Consider the following 20,999-nt stretch of genomic DNA (forward strand, 5'->3'; position numbering starts at 1 on the left):
GTTCGGCAAGGAGGCCGGCACGATGACAGGCACCCGCAGGCTCCGGTCCGCGATCACCCTCGTGCTGGCGGCGGTACTGGCGGTGACGCTGTCCGCCCCCGCCGAAGCACGCGCGTTCACCACGACCGTCACCAACTTCGACGCGCAGGGAAACCAGGTCGTCCGGTTCGACACGCGAGGTGACGCGGTCGACGCGCACGACGGCGAGATCGCCCTCTTCGGCGGTACGTACTACCTCTACGGCACCAGCTACGACTGCGGTTTCGCCTGGCAGGCGACGAGTTCGCCGTTCTGCGGGTTCAAGGTCTACACCTCGCCCGACCTCGTGCACTGGACCGACCGGGGCCGGCTCTTCGACGCCACCGGCGTCTGGCAGACCCGCTGCAACGGCGCCACCTACGGCTGCTTCCGGCCGCACGTCGGCTACGACGCGGCCACCCGCAAGTACGTGCTCTGGGTCAACGTCTACGACAACAGCGTCGGCTTCCGGGTCCTCACCAGCGCGAACCCGGCCGGCCCGTTCACCGAAGCCCCGGTGCCGACGCTCGCGGTGAACAACAACGCGCCGGCGGGCGGGGTCAACAACGGCGACCACGACGTCTTCGTCGACACCGACGGCACCGCCTACCTCGCCTACACCGACTGGCGGGCAGGCGGCGACATCGTCGTGGAGCGCCTCGCCGCGAATTACCTGACCGGTACCGGCGCCTACACGCGGCTCGGCCAGAGCCAGACCGAAGCGCCCGCCCTGTTCAAGCGGAACGGCGTCTACTACCTGACCTACTCCGACCCGAACTGCGGCTACTGCGCGGGCACCGGCACGTCGTACCGGACGGCGGCGAACCCGCTGGGGCCGTGGTCGGCGCCGGTGAAGATCAGCCAGGACTCGTGCGGCGGGCAGCCGGCGTTCGTCTCGGCGCTCCCGACGACGTCGGGCACCGCCTACGTCTACGCCAGCGACCTCTGGAACAACGGGCAGCGCAACGAAGCTCTCGCCAACTACTACTGGGCGCCGCTCGAGTTCACCGCCACGGGCGCGATCGCGCCGATGACCTGCCGGAACTCCTTCTCGCTGGACCTCGCCACCGGGTCGGCCGGGCACCAGGACCCGCCGCCCGGCGTGGACCAGGCCGACGGCGTCGCCGGCTTCCGGACCTACTGCGACGTCGGCGCCGGCGTCGCCCGGTTCCAGACGTTCGTCCCGAGCCGCGGCGGCACGCTGTCCGCCGTCTCGTACACGAGCTTCCAGGCCGGAAACCCCGGCGCGGGCCTCGAAATCGGCGTCTACGCCGCGACGGAGGAGTTCCAGCCGACCGGCGCCGCGCTGAGCACGACCGTCGTGCCGGCGACGTCGATCGGGTGGTCCCCGCGCGCGGTCACGGTGACGCCGGGCATCGCCGTGACGGCCGGGAAACGCTACGGGCTGCTGGTCCGCTCGGCGACCACCACCGGCTGCTACGGCTTGGAGTACAACGACTCCAGCCCCTACCCGGGCGGCGGCGAGGCCTACAGCAACGACCACGGCGTGACGTTCCGCGCGGAGCCGGGCCGGTCGCTGAAGTTCTCCACCAGCGTCGGCTGAGCGTGAGAGGGCACGGCGGGAGAACGATGATCGCCTATGCTCGGGGACGACCACGCCGCCGGTCCCGCACAGGAGAGAACCGCATGCCGATCCACGACCTCGTCTTCCGGGGACGGCGCCTCACCAGCGACAACGCGCTGGTGATGGCGATCGTCAACCGGACCCCGGACTCGTTCTACGACAACGGGGTGACGTTCGAGGAGGAGCGGGCGCAGGCGGCGATCGGCCGGGTGCTCGACGACGGCGCCGCCGTGATCGACATCGGCGGCGTGCCGGCCAGCCCGGGCCCCGAGGTCACCGTCAAGGAGGAGATCGCCCGGGTCGTCCCGACCGTGGCGTGGGCCCGCGAGCACTTCCCGGACGTCGTGATCAGCGTCGACACCTACCGCGCCGAGGTCGCCGACGCCGTCTGCCGCGCCGGCGCGGACCTGATCAACGACAACTGGGCCGCCTACGACGCCGAGATCCTGGACGTCGCCGCGGAGCACGGCGCGGGCTACATCTGCGCCCACACCGACGGTCTCGACCCGCGCACCGACCCGGTGAAGCCGGTCTACGACGACGTCGTCGCGTCGGTGATCGCCGACACGACCGCACTCGCCGAGCGCGCGGTCGAGCGCGGCGTCCCGCGCGAGGGCATCATGATCGACCCCTGCATCGACTTCTCGAAGAACACCCACCAGTCGCTGGCCGTGCTGCGCAACGTCGACAAGCTGGTGGCCACCGGGTGGCCGGTGCTGATGGCGCTGTCCAACAAGGGCGTCGTCGGCGAGACGCTCGACGTCGGCATGGACGACCGGGTCACCGGGACGCTGGCCGCCACCGCGCTCGCGGCCGCGCACGGCGCCGCGATGTTCCGGGCGCACCAGGTCCGCGAGACGCGGCACGTGGTCGAGATGATCGCGAGCATCGTCGGCACCCGGCCGCCGAAGAACGCGGTGCGGTGGCTGTGAAACTCCAGCAGATCTGGCCGCCCGAGAGCGTCCGCGAAATCGGGCGGGACGACCTCGAAGCCCTCTACCGCTTCCCCGACGTCGCGAAGTGGCTGGTCGTCAACTTCGTGTCGAGCACGGACGGCGCGATCACCGTCGCCGGCCGCTCGCGCCCGCTGTCGACCGAGCCCGACCGGGTCGTGTTCAAGCTGGGCAGCGACCTCGCCGACGTCGTCCTGCTCGGCGCCGGGACCGCGGTGGTCGAGGAGTTCGACGGCGTCCACCCGGACGAGGAGACCGCGGACCGCCGCCGGCGCCACGGCCTCGAGCCGGTCCCGCCGATCGCCGTCGTCACCACCGGCCGCAGCCTGCCGCCCGACGCGCCCGTGATCACCGGCGCCGCTGTGCCGACCATCGTCATCACCAGCGAGCGGACGCCGGAGGACCAGCGTGACGCCTGGGTCGCGGCGGGGGCCGACGTGATCGTCGCGGGGGAGGAGCACGTCGCGCTCGACCTCGCCGTGGCCGCCCTGACCGAGCGTGGTCTCCACCGGATCGACTGCGAAGGCGGGCCCCGGCTGTTCGCGTCGCTGGCCGAGGCGGGCCTGGTCGATGAGTTCCGGCTGACGGTCGCGCCGTTCCTGGTGGCCGGAACGGCGGACCGGGCCGCCGTCGGCGGTGCCTTCGACCCGCTGAAGCTGGACCTCGGCACCGTGCTCACCGACGGGTCGAGTCTCCTGACGCGCTACCTGGTGCCGTAAGGCCGGTCCGCGTGCCCGCGACCTCGCGGACGGCTCCGGCGACCGCGCCGAAGTCCTTGCGCAGGATCGCGCCGTGGTTGCTGGTGACCTTCGCGCTCACCTCGATGTGCGGGTTGCGGGCGACCGCGGCGTCAAGCCCGGCGCGGATCCGCTCCTGCTCGTCGCCGCGGCTGCCCAGCGACGTCCCCGACGCGACCACGAACCGCGTCGGGACCGTGATCGCGTCGAGCACCGGGCCCAGCTCGCGTTCGCGGGAGAGCACGCCGACCTCGATGTTGCTCTCGGCCTGCTGCTCGGCGCTCATCCGCGGGGCCAGGCCGGTGGGGCGCAGCAGCGGCAGGAACCAGCTCATCCGCTTGAACAGCTTGCGGATCCGCTGCTCCATGGCGTCGTCGAGCCAGTCGTACGGGAAGGCGCCGTCGACCAGGACCGCGCCGATCGCGCGTTCCGGGTTCCGCGCGGCCCAGTGCGCGCCGACCAGCGCGCCGTAGGACCAGCCGACCACCAGCGCCCGGTCCACGCCCCGAGCGGCGAGCACGGCGTCGACGTCCCGGACGGCGACCTCGAAGGAGTAGTCGCCCGAGCGCTTCGACTTGCCGCGCGCCCGCTCGTCGTAGGTGATGTGCCGGAAGCCGTCGCCGAGCTCGGCGACGACCCGGCGCCAGTAACCCTGGGTGGCGAACTGGCCGTTGAGGTAGACCACGGGGATGCCGGGACCGCCGGTGTCGGTGACCGCCAGGGCCGTGTCGTCGATCGCCACCATGCCGGACCAGGTCGTGCTGTTCGTTGTCATGAGGCGACTGTCGGCGGCTCGCCTGACACGGCCCTGACGCCGTCCTGACACGCCGATCAGACCGCTGTCCCCCCGGTGACCGGTTGCACGACGCCCGTCACGAAGGACGCCCGGGCGCGGTGCTTGATCGTTGAGATCCAGCAGCTGAGTCAGATCCGGGTGGCGATCAGCTGACGCAGCTCGCCTTCGCCGAGCCCACCCCAGATGCCGTGCGTCTCCCGCACCGCGACGGCGTGGTCGAGGCACTGCAGGCGCACCGGGCAGCTCGCGCAGATCTGCTTGGCGAGGTCTTCGCGGCGCTTGCGCGCCATCCCGCGTTCGTTGTCGCTGTGGAAGAACACACCGGCGTCCATCCCCCGGCACGCCCCGCGCATCTGCCAATCCCAGTTCTCGCTGACGACCACCGGAAGCCGGGACACTTCGGACACCGGGACCACATCCCCTCGAATTTCGGGCCGCGAACCGGCCACCAAGCGGCGGTTACCCGGTATCCGCGCTGATCACCCACGCCACCACGAAGATCACCCACGTGTGGTACGCCACGGCCGGCCTCGACGGTTAAGCGAAGGGTTATTCGCTCGTTGCCCTGCGTGTCCCCCGGGGGGACCATCCGATCACCTGATCGACGGCGGAAGCGGGTACGCGGCATGCGGATCGAGTCCGACGGGCACAGCCGGGGCAACCCGCGGCTGTACGAACTCGTCGAGAACGCGCCGAAGGAAGGGCCGGGCCCGACCGTCTGGGCGTGGCCCCAGCTGATCGGGTTCCTCAAGGTGGCCGGGCAGCCCGTCGCGGGGCCGTGGCCGCCGCACCAGCGGCCGCGGCCGGAGCCCGAGGAGGACACCCTGCCGGTCGCCGTCCCGGACGAGGACTGAGGACGGAGGACTGACGCCCATGTACCCGAGCCGGTTCTCCTACGAGGCCCCGCGCGAGCTCGACGAGGCGCTCGGCCTGCTGCGCGAGCACGGCGACGAGGCGAAGGTCCTCGCCGGCGGGCAGAGCCTGGTGCCGCTGATGAAGCTCCGCTTCGCCGCGCCCGCGCTGCTCGTCGACATCAACAACCTCCCGGGGCTCGACCACCACGAGGTCGACGACGCCGGAAACCTGCACGTCGGCGCGCTCTGCCGGCACGTGACGCTGGAACGGTCGGACCTGCTGCGCGACACCCAGCCGACCATGGCCGCCGCGGCGCCGCTCATCGCCGACCCGATCGTCCGCAACCGCGGCACGCTCGTCGGGTCGTTGTGCCACGCCGACCCGCAGGGCGATTGGGCGTCGGTGGTGCTGGCCCTCGACGGCTCGATCGTCGCGGCCGGGCCGGGCGGACGGCGGAGCATCCCGGCCCGCGAGTTCGTGCTCGGCCCGTTCCAGAACGCCCTGGCCCCGGACGAGATCGCCGTCGAGGCCGTCATCCCCGCGCCGCGCGGGACGCCGTCGGGTGGCTACCTCAAGCTGGAACGCCGGGTCGGCGACTTCGCGACGGTCGGCGTCGCGGTCGCCGTCGACACCACCCCCGACGGCCGGGTCGGCCGGGCTGGGATCGCGCTCACCGGCGTCGGCGGCGCCACCATCGAGTGCGCCGACGCGGCCGCGGCGCTCGTCGGCGGACCGCTGACCGCCGAGACGATCGAAGAGGCGGCGACGCTCGCCGCGGCGGCCGCCCGGCCGAAGTCCGACCACCGCGGCAGCGCCGCGTACAAGCGGCACATGGTGCACACCTTCGTGGTGCGCGCACTGGAAGGGACCACCCGATGAGCCTCGTGCACGAAGTCCGCGACGAACCGGCCGCGGGCGTGCCCGAACGCCGGATCACGGTGACCGTGAACGGCCGCCGCAGGGTCATCGAGTGCGAGCCGCGGCTGCTGCTGTCGCACCTGCTGCGGCAGGGGCTGCGCCTCACCGGCACGCACATGGGCTGCGACACGACCAGCTGCGGAGCCTGCACCGTGCTCGTCGACGGCACGCCGGTGAAGTCCTGCACGATGCTCGCCGTGCAGGCCGACGGCCACGAGGTGACCACCGTCGAAGGCCTGGCGTCGGCCAGCGAGCTGCACCCGGTGCAGGAGGGCTTCCGCGAGGAGCACGGCCTGCAGTGCGGGTTCTGCACGCCCGGCATGATGCTCGCCGCGAAAGCGTTGCTGGACCGCGAACCCGATCCGTCCGAAGAGGACGTCCGCTGGGCCCTGTCGGGCAACCTCTGCCGGTGCACCGGGTACCAGAACATCGTCAAGTCGGTGCTCTGGGCCGCCGCGAAACTGCGGAAGGAAGACCAGTGACGAAGGCACTCGACGAGGTCGGGATCGGCGGCATCGGCGCGAGCCGCAAGCGCGTCGAGGACAGCCGATTCATCCGCGGCCAGGGCCGCTACACCGACGACATCGTGCTGCCTGGCATGCTGCACATGGAGATCCTGCGCAGCCCGATGGCGCACGCGCGGATCAAGTCGATCGACACCAGCAAGGCGTGGGAGATCCCCGGCGTCCACCTCGTGCTCACCGGCGACATGGCCGCGACGCGCAACCTCGCGTGGATGCCGACGCTGTCGTACGACACCCAGGCCGTGCTGGCCACCGACAAGGTCCGGTTCCAGGGCCAGGAGGTCGCCTGCGTCGTCGCCGACGACCCGTACATCGCCAAGGACGCCTGCGACGCGATCGACGTCGAGTACGAGCCGCTGCCGGTGGTCGTCAACCCGGAGCAGGCGCTCGCCGCGGACGCCCCGGTGATCCGCGACGACAAGGCCGGCCAGGACGGCAACGTCGTCTACCACTGGGAAGTGGGGGACAAGACCGGCACCGACCGCGCGTTCGCGAGCGCGGACCGGATCTCCAAGCTGCGCCTGCACTACCCGCGCTCGCACCCGTCGCCGATCGAGTGCTGCGCGTCGGTCGCCGACTACGACCGCGCGACGCAGAAGCTGACCGTCTACATGACCACGCAGGCGCCGCACATCGTCCGCGCCGCCGTCGCGATGATCGCCGAGCTGCCCGAGCACATGATCCGGATCGTGTCGCCGGACATCGGCGGCGGCTTCGGCAACAAGGTGCCGGTGTACCCGGGGTACGTCTGCTCGATCCTGTGCTCGATCCTGCTGGAACGCCCCGTCAAGTGGATCGAGGACAAGTCCGGCAACCTCATCTCCACCGGGTTCGCCCGCGACATGTACCTCGACAGCGAGCTGGCGCTGCGCGAGGACGGCAAGATCCTCGGCGTCCGCATCCACGCCGACGCCGACCACGGCGCGTTCTTCGCCGACGCCCAGCCGAGCAAGTTCAAGATCGGCCTGCTGCACTCGGCGTTCGCCTGTTACGACATCCCGGCCGCACACCTCACCGCGCGCGGCGTCTACACGAACAAGGCGCCCGGCGGCGTCGCCTACCGGTGCTCGTTCCGCGTCACCGAGGCGATGTTCTTCCAGGAACGCATGGTGCACCAGGCGGCGAAGGACCTCGGCATCGACCCGGCGGAGTTCCGGCGCCGCAACTTCGTGCGCGCGGACCAGTTCCCGTACCGGACGCCGTTCGGTTTCCTCGTCGACTCCGGCCAGCCGGAGAAGTGCCTCGACGTCGGCCTGAAGGCGATCGGCTACGAGGACTTCCTGAAGCGGAAGGAAGAAGCGCGCAAACGCGGCCGCCTGCTGGGCATCGGCATCTCGACGATGACCGAGCCGCTGGGCGCCGGCAACAGCCGCGAGTACGACATCCTCGGCATCAAGATGTTCGACTCCGCCGAGCTGCGGGTGCACCTCACCGGCAAGGCGCTGCTGCGCGTCGGGACGAAGAGCCAGGGCCAGGGCCACGAGACGACGTGGGCGCAGATCGTCAGCCACGAGCTGGGCATCCCGGCCGAGGACGTCACGGTCGAGGAGGGCGACACCGACACCGCGCCGTTCGGGATGGGCACCTACGCCTCCCGCAGCACGCCGGTCGGCGGCGCGGCGATCTCGATGGTGTCGCGCAAGATCCGGGCCAAGGCGCGGAAACTCGCGGCGCACCTGCTCGAAGTGTCCGAAGAGGACGTCGAGTGGGAGCTGGGCCGGTTCTACGTCCGCGGCGTGCCCGACCGCGGCGTCACCATCCAGGAGTGCGCGATGGCCGCGTACTCGAACATGCCCGACGGGATGGAACCGGGGCTCGAGAACCACGCCTACTACGACCCGCCCAACCTGACCTGGCCGTTCGCCGTCTACATCGCGACCGTCGAGGTCGACCCGGAGAGCGGCGTGTGGGACGTGCTGAACCTCGTCGCGGTCGACGACTGCGGCGTCCGCATCAACCCGATGATCGTCGAGGGGCAGATCATGGGGGGCCTCACCGAGGCGTACGCGATGTCGAACATGCAGTTCATCACCTTCGACGAGGAAGGCAACTGCGTCGGCTCGAACTACATGGACTACCTGCTGCCGACCGCGTGGGAGACGCCGGGGTTCGAGCTGCACAGCGAGGTCGTCACGCCGTCACCGCACCACCCGATCGGCGCCAAGGGCATCGGCGAGTGCGCGGCGGTCGGCGGGCCGGCGGCGTTCGTCAACGCCGTCATGGACGCGCTCGACGGCACCGGCATCCGCAACATCGACATGCCCCTGCTGCCGGACCGCGTGTGGCAGGCGCTGCGGACCGGCCGGGACGTCTCGGGCGTGCCGCCGGTCCGGACGGACGACTGATGGACGGCTGGGACGTGCTGGCGGAGGCAGGCGACCGGGCCCGCCGCGGCGAGGCGTTCGCGCTCGCGACGGTCGTGTGGCGCGAAGGCCCGTCGTCGGGCAAGGAGGGCTGCCGCGCGATCGTCACCGAGGACGGCGAGCTGCACGGCTGGATCGGCGGCGCCTGCGCCGAACCCGTGGTGCTGCGGGAGGCCCGGCAGGCGCTGGCCGAGGGCACCCCGCGGCTGCTGTTGCTCGGCACGCCGGACCGGTTCGGGTCGGTGCCCGACGGGATGACCGTCGTGCCGATCTCGTGCCAGAGCGAAGGCGCGCTGGAGATCTACGTCGAGCCGGTCGTCCCGGCGCCGCACCTCGTGGTGGCCGGCCGCTCGCCGCTGGCGCACACGCTGGTCGCGCTGGCGACGGCGCTGGGCTGGCGGGCGGAGCTGAGCGAAGACTTGGCTTCGGTGACCGAACGGTCCTACGTGGTCGTCGCGACCCAGGGCCACAACGACGAGGAGACGCTGGAACGCGCGCTGACGCGGAACCCCGCGTACGTCGGGCTGGTGGGTTCGCGCAAGCGGGGCGAGGCGGTGCTCGGCTACCTCGCCGACCGCGGGGTGCCCGCCGACCGGCTCGCCCGCGTCCAGGTGCCCGCCGGCGTCGACCTCGGCGCGGTCGAGCACCGGGAGATCGCGGTCGCCGTGCTCGCCGAACTGGTCCGGCTGCGCGCGGCGGCGCGTCCGGTGCGGGTCGTCGAGCGCGTCGCCGAGGAGGCCGTGGACCCGGTGTGCGGGATGACCGTGGCCCGGCGCGACCCGGTCGAGTGCGACGGTGTCGCGTACTACTTCTGCTGCGCCGGGTGCCGCGACGCGTTCCGCCGGGACCCGGCCGCGTACGCGAAGAAGGAGAGCCGATGCTGATCGAGAACGAGTTCGCGGTCGGGCAGCCGATCGACAAGGTCTGGCGGTTCTTCGACGACGTCCCGAAGGTGGCCGCGTGCCTGCCCGGCGCCGAGCTGACCGAGGACCTGGGCGACGAGGCGTACGAGGGCCGCGTGAGTGTCCGCATGGGACCGGTGGCGCTGAAGTTCGGCGGCACGGCGAAGATCGCTTCCCGGGATGACGCCGCGAAGCGCATCGTCGTCGACGCGGCAGGCGCCGACGAGAAGGGCCGCGGCCAGGCGAGCATGACCGTCACCGCCCGGCTGACGTCGGCCGGCGGCGTGACACGCGTGCACGTCACCCAGGACCTGCAGGTCTCCGGCGCGGCGGCGCAGTACGGGCGCGGCATGATCGCCGACGTCACCTCCGTGCTGATGCGCGACTTCGCGGCCAACCTGCAGCGCGGCATCGACCACGCCGAACGCGGCGAAGAGGTCGCCGGCGCGGCCCCGGCGCGCGGGTTCAGCATCGGCCTGCAGGCGACGCTCATGGCGCTGAGACGCGTGTTCCGCCGGTTCTTCCTGCCCTATCCGAGCTCGTCGGTCTGAGGAGGAGACATGGTCCTGTGGTGGATCGGCAACGCCGTGCTGCTGCTCGTCGTGCTGCCGGTGGTGATCGCGCTGCTGAATCGCGTCCTGGCCGCGTGCGAACGGATCCGCGCGGCCACCGACGCGATCCTCGTGGGCGGCGTCGAGCTGGCCGGGCAGCTGGAGCCGGTGCCGGCGGCGCTCGCCCAGACCGGCCGGACCATCGGCGAAGTCGCCGTCGGCGCCACCCGGTACGCGGGCAGCGTCGCGAAACTGCTGGGCTGAAAGGAGTTCCGTGATGCCGGTCGTCGCCTGGTTCACCCTGGCCATCGCCGCGCTGATCATCCTGTTCGCCGCCGTCGGGCTGCTGCGGGTGATCCTCCACTTGCGACACGTCCGCGACACGCTCCGCGCCGTCACCGGCGGCGTGCGGGTGGTCGCCGACCGGACCGCGCCGGTGCCGGGCGCGCTCGCCTCGGTCAACGCGAACCTCAAGCCCGTCCGCGACTTCTGCGAGTCGGTGTGAGCACCGGCTGGGTGGTGGGGTTCGCGATCGGGATCGTGGTCGTGCTGGTCGTCGTCGCGCTGGTGGTGCCGATCCTGCTGCTGGCCAGGTCGATCGGGCGCGAGGCCCCGCTGATCGACGGCGCTCTGCGCGACGCTGTCCGCAACACGGCGCCGCTCGCGGAGCTGAGCGCGACCATCGAGCACGCCGAAGTGATCGTCGCCGGGCTGCGGCGCGGCCGGACCAGGCTGGGAGGCTGACATGACGTCGTGGTGGGTGGCGGTGATCGCCGGTTTCGTGGTGGTGCTCGCGGTGGCGGCGCTGCTGAGCGTGCTGATCGTGCTGGTCCGGGTGATCGACCGCCGGGTGGTGGCGGTGCGCGACACCCTGGCTGCGGCCGCGGCGAACACGGCGTCGACGTCGTTGATCCCGCAGACGGCGTCGCGAGTGGACGCCGTGCTCGCGGAAGGCCTGGAGCACCACCTGTTCCTGGGGAGGGCCCGGACATGACGCTGCTGGTCGTCTTGACGGTGCTGGACATCGTGCTGCTGATCGCGGGCCTGGCGTTCTACCTGTGGTGGGTAGGATCGCTGCTGGCCCGGATCGCGACGAACCTGGAGGAGTGCGCGGAGACGGTGCGCACGATCAACGGCCACGCGGCGCTGATCGTCCCGGGCGTCACGCACATCAACCGGACGGGGGCAGTGGTGGCGGGCGCGCTGCCGCTGCTGTACGGAATGGCGGAGGACATCGTCCGGGCCGCCCCGGCACCGGCCGCCGCAGTGGCCCGTCCGGCATCGGGCACCCGCCGCTCCCGCCTGCACGACGCCGTCGGCTTCGCACCGCGTTGAGCCGTTTCGCCCCTTTCGCGCGGGATGCGCTGGTAGCGTCCCGGCGATGCGAGTGTGGTGGTGCGGCCTGGTGCTGACGGCGGGAGTGGTCCTCGCCGCCTGCGGCAGTGGCCGGTCGGGAAACGGTCAGGTGGTGCAACAGTCGACGACATCGGTTCCGTCCACAACGGAATCGACGGTGACTCAGTCTGTCTCCACGACAACGCCTCCGGTGACCACGACAACGGCCCCGGACGACCGGACAACCCGAGCCCACACGACAACGGTGACCCCAAGGAAGACGACCACACACCGCCGCACAACCACCCGCCGGTGGCCGGGCTAGCGCTCGTCGAGCGTGTCCGGTCGCGACCGGACACGCTCGGAGCGATCCTCAGTCCGTGTCCGCTGCCTCTTCGGCGTCCCCTTCGCCGCCGTCCTCGGCGGCTTCCGCCTTGTCCGGCGTGGCGTCGGCGATGCCGGTGTGTTCCGCCTGCTCGGCGGCCTCCTTGGCTTCCTTGATGCTTTCCCGGACCTCGGCGAGCTGTGCTTCGCCTGCGGGCTGATCGGTCACGGCGACTCCTCGATCGACAACAAGACTCAACGGCCCCTGAGCTGCGGTTTCGCCAGCCCCAGCGCGGCGCAGACGATCAGGACCACCGCCAGCACCGCCACGATGATCTCCAGGGCCGGCATCCGCGCGGCGGACGTCGACAGCGTGACGATGCTCGACACCAGCAGCAGGACGCCGGCCGCCATGCTGAGCCAGCAGAGCGGCGTGGTCCGCGGGATGACGTGCCAGCGTGTGGCCATCGAACCTCCTCGGTCGGGTCTGCCCGCTGAACTGCCCCGAACCCCCGGTGATCAAACCGGCGGGAATCCGACGTCACCCGAGTTGTCGCGAAACCGCCGGCGCCCGCGGACCCCGGGCCCGTCTACTGGCGATCATGACCGCACGCCACCCCCGCGCCGTCGCCGCCGTGACGCTCGGGATCTTCGCCATCGTCACCACCGAGATCCTCCCGATCGGGCTGCTGACGCCGATCGCGGACGGCTTCGGCGTCTCGGCCGGGGTCGCAGGCTGGACGATGACCATGCCCGGGTTCGTCGCGGCCGTCGCGGCGCCCGTCGTCACCGTCGCGACAAAACGGCTCGACCGGCGGCCGATGCTCGCCGCGCTGATGCTCCTGCTCGCCGTCTCCGGCTTTCTCACCGCCGCCGCGCCCGCGTTCTGGGTGCTGCTCCTCGCGCGGTTCCTCGTCGGCCTGGTCATCGGCGGGTTCTGGTCGATCGGCGCCGGCCTCGCGCCGCGGCTCGCCCCCGCGAACACCGCCCGCGCGACGTCCGTGATCTTCGCCGCCGTCCCGCTCGGCTCGGTGCTCGGCGTGCCGCTCGGCACCCTCGTGGGGCAGCTCGCCGGCTGGCGGACGGCGTTCCTCCTGCTCGCCGTGCTGAGCCTGGCCGCCTTCGCCGCGCTGCTGGCGTTCGTGCCGTCGCTGCCACCCGGCACCGTGACCCGGGCGGCCGTCCTCAAGAACCTGCTCCGCCGGTCGGGTGTCCGAAGTGGACTCGCGGTGACGTTCCTCGTCGTCCTGGCGCACTTCGGCACCTACACCTACGTGACGGCCCTGCTCAGTCCCGGCCTGACCAGCGCGTACCTCCTGGTCTACGGCGCGGCCGGGATCGCCGGGACGTTCCTCGCCGGCACCCGCCGCCTCCCGGTCACCTTCACCGCGGCGGCGCTCCTCATCGCCGTGGCCGCCGCGGCGCTGCCGTTCGCCGGCCCGATCGGCGCGTTCCCGCTGCTCGTCGTGTGGGGCCTCGGCTACGGCGCGGTGCCGGTCTGCTCGCAGACGTGGTTCGCCCGCGCGGCCCCGGACGCCCCGGAGGCGGCGACCGTCGTGTTCACGGCGTCCTTCCAGGCGACGCTCTCGGCGGGCGCGCTGGCCGGCGGGTTCGTGGTGGACGCGCTGTCGGTCCCGGCCGTGATGGTGGGCGGCGCCCTGGTCGCGGTGGTCGCGGCCGTGACGGTTCAGGGCACGCGGCGCACCGTCGCCCCGGCCCGCAGCGCGCGCGGGATCTCGGCGACGGCGTCGACCGCCGCCAGCAGCCGGTCCAGCTCCTCGGCCGACGCGGGGGAGTCCAGCTCGACCCGGTAGCTGATCCCGGTGGACGCCCAGGTCTCGGTGTCGAAGCCGCCGCCGGCCGTCACGCGGACGCCGGTCAGCTCGACGCCCAGGGGTTCCGCCTCGCGGTACAGGTCGTTGAGGACGCACCCCGCGGCGGCGAGGTTGAGCAGGTGGCCGCCGGTGAAGTCCGTCTCGACGCTCACCCCCGCGGGCGTCCACCGGTGCGGGAACGTCACCCCGCTGACGCTGCGCAGCGAACCCGCCCCGGCCACGACCTCGAACGCCGGTGTCACCGGCTGTGCCCGATCCATTCGTCCTCCCAGGCGTGTTCGTACCGTTCGCGGTTGCAGCGCGGCCGGTACACCGCCGCGAGCTCGCGCACGATCTGCTCGCGGTGCGACCGCAGCCCGCCCGGCGGATCGTACGTGCAGATGTGCACTTTCCACCGCGAACCCGCCCGCGAGATCCAGCACGGCGCCCGCGGGTGCCGGAACGGCAGGCCCGCGGCGGCGAGGTCGTCGGCCTGCCCGGCGTAGATCACGGCGTAGCGGCCGGGGCGCGCCTCGGCGTCGGGGCGGCAGAGGATCGCGTAGACGGCCGGGGCCGCGGGCGGGGTCCAGCCGCCGAGCAGCCGGGGGCCGTCGAACGGGTAGCCCGCCGCGGTGCCGAGGCGGATCACGAGCGCTCCAGCGCCGGCAGCAGCGCGGCCAGCTCCTCGAGGCCGCGCAGGTCTTGGCCGGAGACCAGGACGTCGACGTGCGGGCGCACCACGCTCAGGCCGAGCGAGTCGCCGCCGGGGTGCGGGTTCGTCCACACGAGACGGTGGCACAGCCGGGCCAGCCGCTCCACCGCGCGGGCCAGGACGTCGGGGTCGCCGCGGTCGAGGCCGTCGGAGCAGACGACGACGATGCCGCCGCGGCACCGTCCCCGCCGCCCCCACGTGCGGACGAACTCGGCCAGCGACGCGCCGATCCGCGTCCCGCCGTCCCAGTCGAAGACGGCTTTCGCGGCGCGGTCGAGGGCCTCGTCGACGTCACGGGTGCGCAGCTCGTCGGTGATCCGCGAGAGCCGGGTGCCGAAGCAGAACACCTCGACGTGCGGGGTGGCCCGGCCCGCCGAGTACGCGAACTGCAGCAGGGCGCGCGAGTAGTCCGCCATCGACCCGGAGACGTCCAGCACGAGGGTCAACGGCCGGGGCCGGACGCGGCGGCGGCGCCGGTGCAGCCGGGCCGGCTCGCCGGACAGCCGCAGCGATTCGCGCACGGTGGCACGCAGGTCGGCGATCGGCCCGGTGCGGGCGGGGCGGCTGCGGCGGGTCCGCCGGCGCGGGGGCGTCAAGCCCAGGCGGACGGTCATGCGGCGGATCGCCGCCAGCTCGTCGGGGGTGCAGGCGCCGAACGCCTTGTACCGCAGGCTGTCCACAGTGGACGCGGCGAGTCCGGCGGCATGCGGGGTCTCCTGTTCTTCCCCGGGGTTCCCCGACTCCGGCAGGGAGAGCACGGCGGCGGACTCCAGGGTGGCGGTGAGGGTGGCGAACTCGGGCGGCGCGTCGTCGGCGTCGAGGAAACAGCGGCGGAAGACGACGTCGTAGCGCGCGATGTCCTCGCGGCGGCGCACCAGCGTCAGCCGGCCCGCCCAGTAGACGTCGACCAGGTCGGCCGGGTCGAGCCGGGCCGCCGCCCGGCAGAAGGTGAGCATGTCGCCGGTGCCGACCGCGAGCCCTTCGTCCCGCAGCGCGCGCCCGAACCCCACGAGGACCCGCGCCAGGTCAGGCACCGGAAGTGAGTTCCGCCAGGTGCTCGCGCACGACGTCGAGGTCGTCGCGGTCCTTGACGACGGCGCCGAGGGTGTCGGTGGCCGACGCGTGGTCGAGGTCCGCCGCGCCGAGGAAGGTGAGCATCCGCGCCCAGTCGACGGTCTCCGCGACACCCGGCGGCTTCGCCAGGTCGAGCTCCCGGAGCCGGTGCACGGCCGCGACCACCTTGCGCGTCAACACTTCTCCGACGCCGGGCTCGCGGATCCGGACGATCTCGGCTTCGCGCTCGGTGTCCGGGTAGCCGATCCAGTGGTACAGGCAGCGCCGTTTCAGCGCGTCGTGCAGCTCACGGGTGCGGTTGGACGTCAGCAGCACGACCGGGGGCGTGGCCGCGGAGATCGTGCCGATCTCCGGGATGGTCACCTGGAAGTCGGCCAGCAGCTCCAGCAGGAACGCCTCGAACTCGTCGTCGGCGCGATCGATTTCGTCGATCAGCAGCACCGCCCCAGCACCGGCGCGGACGGCGGCCAGCAGCGGGCGCTCCACCAGGAACTTCGGCCCGAAGAGCTGGTCGACGGCCGTCTCGCCGGCGGCCTCGCGCTCCGGCAGGGCCCGGATCTGCAGGAGCTGGCGCGCGTAGTCCCATTCGTAGAGCGCCTGCGCGGTGTCGATGCCTTCGTAGCACTGGAGCCGGATCAGGCGTTTTCCGAAGACCGCGGCGAGGGTGCGCGCCAGCTCGGTCTTGCCGACCCCGACCTCGCCCTCCAGCAGCAGCGGCCGGTGCAGCGACATCGCCACCAGCAACGCGGTGGCGAGGCCGCGGTCGGCGAGGTAACCGCCGCCGCGCAACGCCCCGGTGAGCTCCGCGACGGTGTCCGGGTAGTCCATCTACCGGTCCGGGCCGAGCACGAGGTCGCGGACCGTCGAGCCGCCGAGCTTGCCCTCGCGGGCGAGCCGGGCGCGCCACGCGGCGGCCGGGTCGTCGTCTTCGGCGAACCGGTCGAAACCGACGTTCGCCATGCTCTTGCAGGATTTCTGGGGCCCGCGGTCGAGGTCGTCGCCGGCCTGGCCGGTGGCACGCCAGACCGCGCGGAACACCTTCAGCGCGTCGCCGGGCTCGTCCATGGGCGGACGATAACTCGGTCGGACGCTGGGCCGGGGCGCGGATTAATGGTTCGCTTATCCGCGGTTGTGGCGGAACCGGGGTCACGGAGAGCATCTGCGCATGACGTTGGGCCAGCTGAACGCGTTCGTGCTGGTGGCCAGGCTGGGGTCGGTCACCGACGCGGCGAAGGCGCTCGGGGTGAGCGAGCCCGCGGTGTCCCAGGCGCTGGCCGCGCTGCGCCAGCACCACGGCGACAAGTTGCTGATCAAGCGCTCCGGCGGGATGACGCTGACCGCGGGCGGCAGCAGGCTGCTGCCGATCGCGTCGCAGATGGTCGCGCTCGGCGCGGAGGCCGACGCCGCCGTCCGGCAGGCCAACGGTGTCGCCGCGCGGCTGCGGCTCGCGGTGACCAGCGAGATCGCCGAGTTCGTCGCGAACCCGCTGCTGGAGGCGTTCCGCAGACGGGCGGGCAACACGATCGACGCGAACGCCGGCGTGGCGCGCACGGCCGAGCTGCCGGTCCTGGTCGCCAACCGGCTCGCCGACGTCGCGCTCGGCCCGCAGCCGGGCGCCGAAGGCGGGCAGGGCCTCGACAGCGTGCCGATCTTCCGCGGCTCGCTGGTGGTGGTGGGGTCGCCGCACGGGCGGCACCAGGGCGGCCCGGCGCACTGGCGCTGGCTGCTCGACCCGGCGGGCGCCGACCCGGGCAGCGACACCGGCCGCCTGCTGCGCGCGCTCGGTGTCGCGGACGACGCGATCCAGGTGTTCCCCAACCAGACGGCGGCCTGGTCGGCCGCGGCGAGCGGCGGGGGCGTGTCGGTGGCGCTGGAACACCTGGTCGCGCCGCAGCTGCGGCGCAAGGAGCTGACGGTGGTCCCGACCCGCGCGACTCCGGTGCCGGCCTGCTGGTTCGTGACGACGTTGCCGACGGACCGCCGCACGGGTGCGGCCAACTCGCTGCGGCACTTCCTGGGCACGCCGGGCGCGATGCACGTGATGCGGGCGCCGGGCAGCGGGGTGCCGCCGTCCCGCTTCCGGCCGCCGGTCTACGTGACGATCTGGAGCTGACGGCGTTCCACTGGTCGGAACACCGGGCTGTCGCGCGGGCCGGGCCCGGTGCGACGGTCGGGGCATGGCTCCCGTGATGGCGGCGATCGTCGGCCCCGGCAACATCGGCACCGATTTGCTGGCGAAGCTGCGACGCAGTGAAGTGATCGAAGTCGGTTACGTCGTCGGCGTGGTCGAGTCCGACGGGCTCGAACGCGCTCGCGCGCAAGGGATCGCGGCGTCCGCCGAGGGCGTCGACTGGCTGTTGCGCCAGGACCCGTTGCCGCAGCTGGTGTTCGAGGCGACGTCGGCGAAGGCGCACGCCGCCAACGCGCCGCGCTACGAGGCCGCCGGCATCCAGGCGATCGACCTGACCCCGGCGCACCTCGGCCCGATGGTGTGCCCGCCGGTGAACCTCGGCGCGCACCTCGACGCCCCGAACGTCTCGATGATCACCTGCGGCGGTCAGGCCACGATCCCGATGGTGCACGCGGTTTCCCGGGTGACGCCGGTGCCGTACGCGGAGATCGTCGCGTCGGTCGCCTCGCGCGGCGCGGGGCCAGGGACACGGGCGAACATCGACGAATTCACCCGCACGACGTCCGGCGCGGTGGCCGAGATCGGCGGCGCTGGGCGCGGCAAGGCCATCATCATCCTCAACCCGGTCGAGCCGCCGATGATCATGCGGGACACGGTGTTCTGCGCGATCGGGATCGACGCCGACCGCGACGCGATCACCGCGTCGATCCACGAGATGGCCGACGAGGTCCGCAAGTACGTCCCCGGCTATGCGCTGCGGGCGGATCCGCAGTTCGACGACGCGCGTGAGGAGTGGGACGGCAACGCGCGCGTCGGGATCTTCCTGGAGGTCCGCGGCAACGGCGACTACCTGCCGGAGTACGCCGGCAACCTCGACATCATGACCGCCGCGGCCGCCCGGGTGGGCGAGCTGATGGCCCGCGCGAAGCAGGAGGTGCCGGCGTGAGCAGGCCCCAGTTGAAGCACGACGTCCGGATCGTCGACACCACGCTGCGCGACGGCAGTCACGCCATGGCGCACCGCTTCACCGAGCAGCAGGTGCGCGACACGGTGCGCGCGCTGGACCGCGCCGGCGTCGAGGTGATCGAGGTGACCCACGGCGACGGCCTCGGCGGATCGTCGTTCACGTACGGGTTCTCCGCCGTCGACGAGCTCAAGCTGATCGCCGCGGCGCGTGAAGAGGCGAAGCAGGCGAAGATCGCGGTGCTGCTGGTGCCCGGCATCGGCACGGCCGAAGACCTGCAGCAGGCGTTCGACGCGGGCGCGGAGATGGTCCGCGTCGCGACGCACTGCACCGAGGCGGACGTCTCGCCGCAGCACTTCGGCCTGGCGCGCGAGCTGGGCATGGAGACGGCCGGGTTCCTGATGATGGCGCACCGCACGCCGCCCGAGGACCTGGCGAAGCAGGCCCGGATCATGGTGGACGCGGGCTGCCAGGCGGCCTACGTCACCGACTCGGCCGGCGCGCTGCTGATGCACGAAGCCCGCGCCCGGTTCGAGGCCCTGGTCGCCGAGGTCGGCGACGAGGCCTGGGTCGGCTACCACGGCCACCAGAACATCTCGCTCGGCGTCGCGAACTCCGTGCTGGCCTACGAAGCCGGGGTCCGCTACATCGACGGGTCGCTCTGCGCCCTCGGCGCCGGGGCGGGCAACTCGCCGACGGAGGTCCTCGCGGCGGTGTTCGACCGCCTGGAGGTCGACACGGGCCTGGACGTCGGCGGCCTGCTGGACGCGGCCGAGGAGATCGTCCGCCCGTACCTGCAGCGCTGGCCGAAGATGGACCGCAACGCGATCGTCCAGGGCTGGGCCGGGGTGTACTCGAGCTTCCTGCTGCACGCCGAGCGCGCGGCGGAGCGGTACGGGGTGCCCGCGCAGGCGATCCTGCGGCGGTGCGGGGAACTCGCGCTCGTGGGCGGCCAGGAGGACATGATCATCGACGTCGCGGTGCAATTGGCCGCGGAGGGGTAGGCAACCGGATCCGGGGTTCGCGCGTGGTGGAGGCATGACATCAACCGCGACTCAGGACCCGGCGGTCATCTCGCTGGAGGTCGTCTGCCGCCGCGCCCTGCGCACGGGCCCGCCGTACCAAGAGGCGTCGACGCTGCGGCAAAGTCCCGCAGTCGTCTTCGACATACTGCTGCACCTGCTCGCCGGGTGCATCGCCGGGACCGCGGCAGCGGGCTCGCTGGGCTTCTTCCCCGGTCTGGTGCTGGGGTACATCGTGGTGTCGTTCGTGCACCGGGTCCCGCTGCGGCGGTGGTGGGGCGCCACCACCGGCGGGGCGATCTTCGGGCTCCGCTGGGTCGTAGCCGGGACACGCCGGAAGCCGCCCTTGGGCCGGCTCATTTCGGTGTGGTTCGGCGGAGTGCTGCTCACGGTGCTGACCGTCCTTCTCGGCGGCTAGCGAACCGGTCCAGCGCGGCCAGCGTCCAGGCGCGTTTCGCCGGGCTGCCGCGGTGCCCGGAGTGGTCGTCGATCAGCAGTTCCGCGCCCGGCCACGCCCGCGCCAGCTCCCACGCCGTCGTCACCGGGCAGCTCAGGTCGAGGCGGCCGTGGACCAGTACGCCCGGGATGTCCGCCAGCAGCCCGGCGTCGCGGATCACCGCGCCTTCCTCGAGCCAGCCCGCGTTCGCGTAGTAGTGGGCCGTCAGCCGGACGAACGCCATCATCGCGGCGTCCGGCGGTCCACTGTGGACACGCGGCGTCGCGCCCGGCTCCAGCGACAGCACCGTGTCCTCCCACTCCCGCCAGGTGAGAGCCGCGCGAACCCGCTTCGCCGGGTCGTCCAGCAGCCTGACGTAGTCGGCGACGACGTCAGGGGATCCGCCGCTGAACCGCTGCCACGCCTCCGGGAAGAACCGGCCGACCCCGCGGTAGAGCCAGTCGATCTCCGAGCGCCGCGTCGTGCTGATCGCGCTGAGCACGATCTCCGACACCCGGTGCGGGTACCGCTGCGCGTACACCAGCGCGAGCGTCGTGCCCCACGACCCGCCCGTCAGCAACCAGCGGTCGATGCCGAGGTGCTCGCGCAGCCGTTCCAGGTCGGCGACCAGGTGCTCGGTCGTGTTGTGCGCCAGCGACGTCGCCGGGTCGGCGGCGTGGGGCAGGCTGCGGCCGCAGCCGCGCTGGTCGACCAGCACCGCGCGGTAGCGGGCCGGGTCGAACACCCGCCGCATCCCCGGCGCGCACCCCTGGCCGGGTCCGCCGTGCAGCATGACCGCCGGTTTGCCGTCGGGGTTGCCGCAGGTCTCCCAGTACACCTGGTGCCCGTCGCCGACGTCGAGCAGCCCGTGGTCGTACGGCTCGATCGGCGGGTAAAGCTCGGTCATGAACGCGCCCCCGTGTCCTCGTGCGGTCACCGTCCGGATCCGACCCGTGATCATTCCGGATCGTCGCCGTCCACACGA

28 protein-coding genes and 1 pseudogene are annotated in these 20,999 nt (G+C 72.5%); 19 read left to right on the forward strand and 10 right to left on the reverse strand.

What is annotated here, in order from left to right:
* Nucleotides 1-22 precede the first annotated feature (22 nt).
* The 3 genes from OG570_RS30700 (at nt 23) to OG570_RS30710 (ending at nt 3,275) form a co-directional block, all read left to right on the forward strand.
* Nucleotides 23-1,582, forward strand: coding sequence for a family 43 glycosylhydrolase (locus tag OG570_RS30700; RefSeq protein ID WP_326952592.1), 1,560 nt, complete (start codon nt 23-25; stop codon nt 1,580-1,582).
* Nucleotides 1,583-1,665: 83 nt separating this feature from the next.
* The gene (gene folP, locus OG570_RS30705; protein WP_326950511.1) at nt 1,666-2,535 is read left to right on the forward strand and encodes a dihydropteroate synthase; all 870 of its coding nucleotides are present in this window, start codon (nt 1,666-1,668) and stop codon (nt 2,533-2,535) included.
* Complete coding sequence (locus OG570_RS30710) at nt 2,532-3,275, forward strand: pyrimidine reductase family protein (protein WP_326960212.1); 744 nt, start codon at nt 2,532-2,534, stop codon at nt 3,273-3,275. The genes folP and OG570_RS30710 overlap by 4 nt, the downstream gene beginning before the upstream one ends.
* Here the strand turns inward: OG570_RS30710 and OG570_RS30715 are convergent.
* Nucleotides 3,232-4,068, reverse strand: a complete 837-nt coding sequence (locus tag OG570_RS30715; protein WP_326952593.1) for an alpha/beta fold hydrolase — start codon at nt 4,066-4,068, stop codon at nt 3,232-3,234. The two genes, OG570_RS30710 and OG570_RS30715, sit on opposite strands and share 44 nt — an antisense overlap.
* A 149-nt stretch (nt 4,069-4,217) precedes the next feature.
* Complete coding sequence (locus OG570_RS30720) at nt 4,218-4,496, reverse strand: WhiB family transcriptional regulator (RefSeq protein ID WP_247052696.1); 279 nt, start codon at nt 4,494-4,496, stop codon at nt 4,218-4,220.
* Between the two features lie 219 nt (nt 4,497-4,715).
* Here OG570_RS30720 and OG570_RS30725 point away from each other — a divergent pair, with 219 nt between their 5' ends.
* From OG570_RS30725 to OG570_RS30775, 11 genes are read left to right on the forward strand one after another with little or no spacing between them, the layout of a single operon-like run.
* On the forward strand, nt 4,716-4,943 hold the full coding sequence (locus tag OG570_RS30725) for a hypothetical protein (RefSeq protein WP_326950509.1): 228 nt from the start codon (nt 4,716-4,718) through the stop codon (nt 4,941-4,943).
* Between the two features lie 19 nt (nt 4,944-4,962).
* The gene (locus OG570_RS30730) at nt 4,963-5,823 is read left to right on the forward strand and encodes an FAD binding domain-containing protein (RefSeq protein WP_326952594.1); all 861 of its coding nucleotides are present in this window, start codon (nt 4,963-4,965) and stop codon (nt 5,821-5,823) included.
* Entirely contained in the window at nt 5,820-6,344 is a 525-nt protein-coding gene (locus OG570_RS30735; protein ID WP_326952595.1) for a (2Fe-2S)-binding protein, read from the forward strand. Before OG570_RS30730 ends, OG570_RS30735 begins: the two co-directional genes overlap by 4 nt.
* Nucleotides 6,341-8,731: an aerobic carbon-monoxide dehydrogenase large subunit gene (locus tag OG570_RS30740; protein WP_326952596.1), complete on the forward strand. Its 2,391-nt coding sequence runs from the start codon at nt 6,341-6,343 to the stop codon at nt 8,729-8,731. Before OG570_RS30735 ends, OG570_RS30740 begins: the two co-directional genes overlap by 4 nt.
* A complete protein-coding gene (locus tag OG570_RS30745) occupies nt 8,731-9,633 on the forward strand; it encodes an XdhC family protein (protein WP_326950505.1) in 903 nt (300 codons plus the stop codon). The genes OG570_RS30740 and OG570_RS30745 overlap by 1 nt, the downstream gene beginning before the upstream one ends.
* Entirely contained in the window at nt 9,627-10,202 is a 576-nt protein-coding gene (locus OG570_RS30750) for an SRPBCC family protein (protein WP_326952597.1), read from the forward strand. Before OG570_RS30745 ends, OG570_RS30750 begins: the two co-directional genes overlap by 7 nt.
* 9 nt (nt 10,203-10,211) lie before the next feature.
* Nucleotides 10,212-10,466: a hypothetical protein gene (locus OG570_RS30755; RefSeq protein WP_326952598.1), complete on the forward strand. Its 255-nt coding sequence runs from the start codon at nt 10,212-10,214 to the stop codon at nt 10,464-10,466.
* A 13-nt stretch (nt 10,467-10,479) separates the two neighbouring features.
* Nucleotides 10,480-10,707, forward strand: a complete 228-nt coding sequence (locus OG570_RS30760; RefSeq protein WP_326952599.1) for a hypothetical protein — start codon at nt 10,480-10,482, stop codon at nt 10,705-10,707.
* On the forward strand, nt 10,704-10,946 hold the full coding sequence (locus tag OG570_RS30765; RefSeq protein ID WP_326952600.1) for a hypothetical protein: 243 nt from the start codon (nt 10,704-10,706) through the stop codon (nt 10,944-10,946). The genes OG570_RS30760 and OG570_RS30765 overlap by 4 nt, the downstream gene beginning before the upstream one ends.
* Before the next feature lies 1 nt (nt 10,947).
* The gene (locus OG570_RS30770; protein ID WP_326952601.1) at nt 10,948-11,196 is read left to right on the forward strand and encodes a hypothetical protein; all 249 of its coding nucleotides are present in this window, start codon (nt 10,948-10,950) and stop codon (nt 11,194-11,196) included.
* Nucleotides 11,193-11,537, forward strand: a complete 345-nt coding sequence (locus OG570_RS30775) for a hypothetical protein (protein WP_326952602.1) — start codon at nt 11,193-11,195, stop codon at nt 11,535-11,537. The genes OG570_RS30770 and OG570_RS30775 overlap by 4 nt, the downstream gene beginning before the upstream one ends.
* A gap of 373 nt (nt 11,538-11,910) precedes the next feature.
* Here the strand turns inward: OG570_RS30775 and OG570_RS30780 are convergent, their stop codons facing one another.
* Both OG570_RS30780 and OG570_RS30785 read right to left on the reverse strand, forming a co-directional pair.
* The gene (locus OG570_RS30780; protein ID WP_326952603.1) at nt 11,911-12,090 is read right to left on the reverse strand and encodes a hypothetical protein; all 180 of its coding nucleotides are present in this window, start codon (nt 12,088-12,090) and stop codon (nt 11,911-11,913) included.
* 26 nt (nt 12,091-12,116) lie between these two features.
* On the reverse strand, nt 12,117-12,329 hold the full coding sequence (locus OG570_RS30785) for a hypothetical protein (protein WP_247052668.1): 213 nt from the start codon (nt 12,327-12,329) through the stop codon (nt 12,117-12,119).
* Nucleotides 12,330-12,463: 134 nt separating this feature from the next.
* Between OG570_RS30785 and OG570_RS30790 the strand changes: the two genes are divergently transcribed.
* Complete coding sequence (locus OG570_RS30790; RefSeq protein WP_326952604.1) at nt 12,464-13,675, forward strand: MFS transporter; 1,212 nt, start codon at nt 12,464-12,466, stop codon at nt 13,673-13,675.
* On the opposite strand, the pseudogene OG570_RS30795 reads toward OG570_RS30790, so the two are convergent.
* The 5 genes and pseudogenes from OG570_RS30795 to OG570_RS30815 all read right to left on the reverse strand — a co-directional run.
* Nucleotides 13,624-13,956 (reverse strand): annotated as a pseudogene (locus tag OG570_RS30795) (OsmC family protein); the annotation flags it as partial. The gene OG570_RS30790 and the pseudogene OG570_RS30795 overlap by 52 nt on opposite strands.
* Nucleotides 13,935-14,324 (reverse strand): hypothetical protein, encoded by a 390-nt coding sequence (locus OG570_RS30800; protein WP_326952605.1) that lies wholly within the window; start codon nt 14,322-14,324, stop codon nt 13,935-13,937. The pseudogene OG570_RS30795 and the gene OG570_RS30800, both read right to left, overlap by 22 nt.
* On the reverse strand, nt 14,321-15,421 hold the full coding sequence (locus OG570_RS30805) for a vWA domain-containing protein (RefSeq protein ID WP_326952606.1): 1,101 nt from the start codon (nt 15,419-15,421) through the stop codon (nt 14,321-14,323). Before OG570_RS30805 ends, OG570_RS30800 begins: the two co-directional genes overlap by 4 nt.
* Nucleotides 15,414-16,289 carry an AAA family ATPase gene (locus OG570_RS30810; RefSeq protein ID WP_326952607.1) on the reverse strand — a complete coding sequence of 292 codons (876 nt, stop codon included), beginning with the start codon at nt 16,287-16,289 and terminating at the stop codon, nt 15,414-15,416. Before OG570_RS30810 ends, OG570_RS30805 begins: the two co-directional genes overlap by 8 nt.
* Entirely contained in the window at nt 16,290-16,526 is a 237-nt protein-coding gene (locus OG570_RS30815; protein WP_326950494.1) for a hypothetical protein, read from the reverse strand.
* Nucleotides 16,527-16,626: 100 nt separating this feature from the next.
* Here OG570_RS30815 and OG570_RS30820 point away from each other — a divergent pair, with 100 nt between their 5' ends.
* The 4 genes from OG570_RS30820 (at nt 16,627) to OG570_RS30835 (ending at nt 19,996) form a co-directional block, all read left to right on the forward strand.
* Complete coding sequence (locus OG570_RS30820) at nt 16,627-17,574, forward strand: LysR family transcriptional regulator (RefSeq protein ID WP_326952608.1); 948 nt, start codon at nt 16,627-16,629, stop codon at nt 17,572-17,574.
* A 64-nt stretch (nt 17,575-17,638) separates the two neighbouring features.
* Nucleotides 17,639-18,538, forward strand: coding sequence for an acetaldehyde dehydrogenase (acetylating) (locus OG570_RS30825; protein WP_326952609.1), 900 nt, complete (start codon nt 17,639-17,641; stop codon nt 18,536-18,538).
* Nucleotides 18,535-19,560, forward strand: a complete 1,026-nt coding sequence (dmpG, locus tag OG570_RS30830) for a 4-hydroxy-2-oxovalerate aldolase (RefSeq protein ID WP_326952610.1) — start codon at nt 18,535-18,537, stop codon at nt 19,558-19,560. The genes OG570_RS30825 and dmpG overlap by 4 nt, the downstream gene beginning before the upstream one ends.
* A 34-nt stretch (nt 19,561-19,594) precedes the next feature.
* On the forward strand, nt 19,595-19,996 hold the full coding sequence (locus OG570_RS30835; protein WP_326952611.1) for a hypothetical protein: 402 nt from the start codon (nt 19,595-19,597) through the stop codon (nt 19,994-19,996).
* Here the strand turns inward: OG570_RS30835 and pip are convergent.
* Nucleotides 19,965-20,921 carry a prolyl aminopeptidase gene (gene pip / locus OG570_RS30840; protein ID WP_326952612.1) on the reverse strand — a complete coding sequence of 319 codons (957 nt, stop codon included), beginning with the start codon at nt 20,919-20,921 and terminating at the stop codon, nt 19,965-19,967. The two genes, OG570_RS30835 and pip, sit on opposite strands and share 32 nt — an antisense overlap.
* Between the last annotated feature and the right edge of the window lie 78 nt (nt 20,922-20,999).

This window comes from Amycolatopsis sp. NBC_01286 (genome assembly GCF_035982555.1).
GTDB lineage: Bacteria > Actinomycetota > Actinomycetes > Mycobacteriales > Pseudonocardiaceae > Amycolatopsis.

Excerpts from the sequence above, each read along its gene's own strand:
- OG570_RS30755 (WP_326952598.1), top strand. The coding sequence starts at position 10,212 with ATGGTCCTGTGGTGGATCGGCAACGCCGTGCTGCTGCTCGTCGTGCTG.
- folP (WP_326950511.1), top strand. The coding sequence starts at position 1,666 with ATGCCGATCCACGACCTCGTCTTCCGGGGACGGCGCCTCACCAGCGAC.
- pip (WP_326952612.1), bottom strand. The coding sequence starts at position 20,921 with ATGACCGAGCTTTACCCGCCGATCGAGCCGTACGACCACGGGCTGCTC.
- OG570_RS30810 (WP_326952607.1), bottom strand. The coding sequence starts at position 16,289 with ATGGACTACCCGGACACCGTCGCGGAGCTCACCGGGGCGTTGCGCGGC.
- OG570_RS30835 (WP_326952611.1), top strand. The coding sequence starts at position 19,595 with ATGACATCAACCGCGACTCAGGACCCGGCGGTCATCTCGCTGGAGGTC.
- OG570_RS30735 (WP_326952595.1), top strand. The coding sequence starts at position 5,820 with ATGAGCCTCGTGCACGAAGTCCGCGACGAACCGGCCGCGGGCGTGCCC.
- OG570_RS30730 (WP_326952594.1), top strand. The coding sequence starts at position 4,963 with ATGTACCCGAGCCGGTTCTCCTACGAGGCCCCGCGCGAGCTCGACGAG.
- OG570_RS30760 (WP_326952599.1), top strand. The coding sequence starts at position 10,480 with ATGCCGGTCGTCGCCTGGTTCACCCTGGCCATCGCCGCGCTGATCATC.
- OG570_RS30750 (WP_326952597.1), top strand. The coding sequence starts at position 9,627 with ATGCTGATCGAGAACGAGTTCGCGGTCGGGCAGCCGATCGACAAGGTC.
- OG570_RS30775 (WP_326952602.1), top strand. The coding sequence starts at position 11,193 with ATGACGCTGCTGGTCGTCTTGACGGTGCTGGACATCGTGCTGCTGATC.
- OG570_RS30700 (WP_326952592.1), top strand. The coding sequence starts at position 23 with ATGACAGGCACCCGCAGGCTCCGGTCCGCGATCACCCTCGTGCTGGCG.
- OG570_RS30715 (WP_326952593.1), bottom strand. The coding sequence starts at position 4,068 with ATGACAACGAACAGCACGACCTGGTCCGGCATGGTGGCGATCGACGAC.
- OG570_RS30820 (WP_326952608.1), top strand. The coding sequence starts at position 16,627 with ATGACGTTGGGCCAGCTGAACGCGTTCGTGCTGGTGGCCAGGCTGGGG.
- OG570_RS30815 (WP_326950494.1), bottom strand. The coding sequence starts at position 16,526 with ATGGACGAGCCCGGCGACGCGCTGAAGGTGTTCCGCGCGGTCTGGCGT.
- OG570_RS30725 (WP_326950509.1), top strand. The coding sequence starts at position 4,716 with ATGCGGATCGAGTCCGACGGGCACAGCCGGGGCAACCCGCGGCTGTAC.
- OG570_RS30770 (WP_326952601.1), top strand. The coding sequence starts at position 10,948 with ATGACGTCGTGGTGGGTGGCGGTGATCGCCGGTTTCGTGGTGGTGCTC.
- OG570_RS30745 (WP_326950505.1), top strand. The coding sequence starts at position 8,731 with ATGGACGGCTGGGACGTGCTGGCGGAGGCAGGCGACCGGGCCCGCCGC.
- OG570_RS30785 (WP_247052668.1), bottom strand. The coding sequence starts at position 12,329 with ATGGCCACACGCTGGCACGTCATCCCGCGGACCACGCCGCTCTGCTGG.
- OG570_RS30825 (WP_326952609.1), top strand. The coding sequence starts at position 17,639 with ATGGCTCCCGTGATGGCGGCGATCGTCGGCCCCGGCAACATCGGCACC.
- OG570_RS30790 (WP_326952604.1), top strand. The coding sequence starts at position 12,464 with ATGACCGCACGCCACCCCCGCGCCGTCGCCGCCGTGACGCTCGGGATC.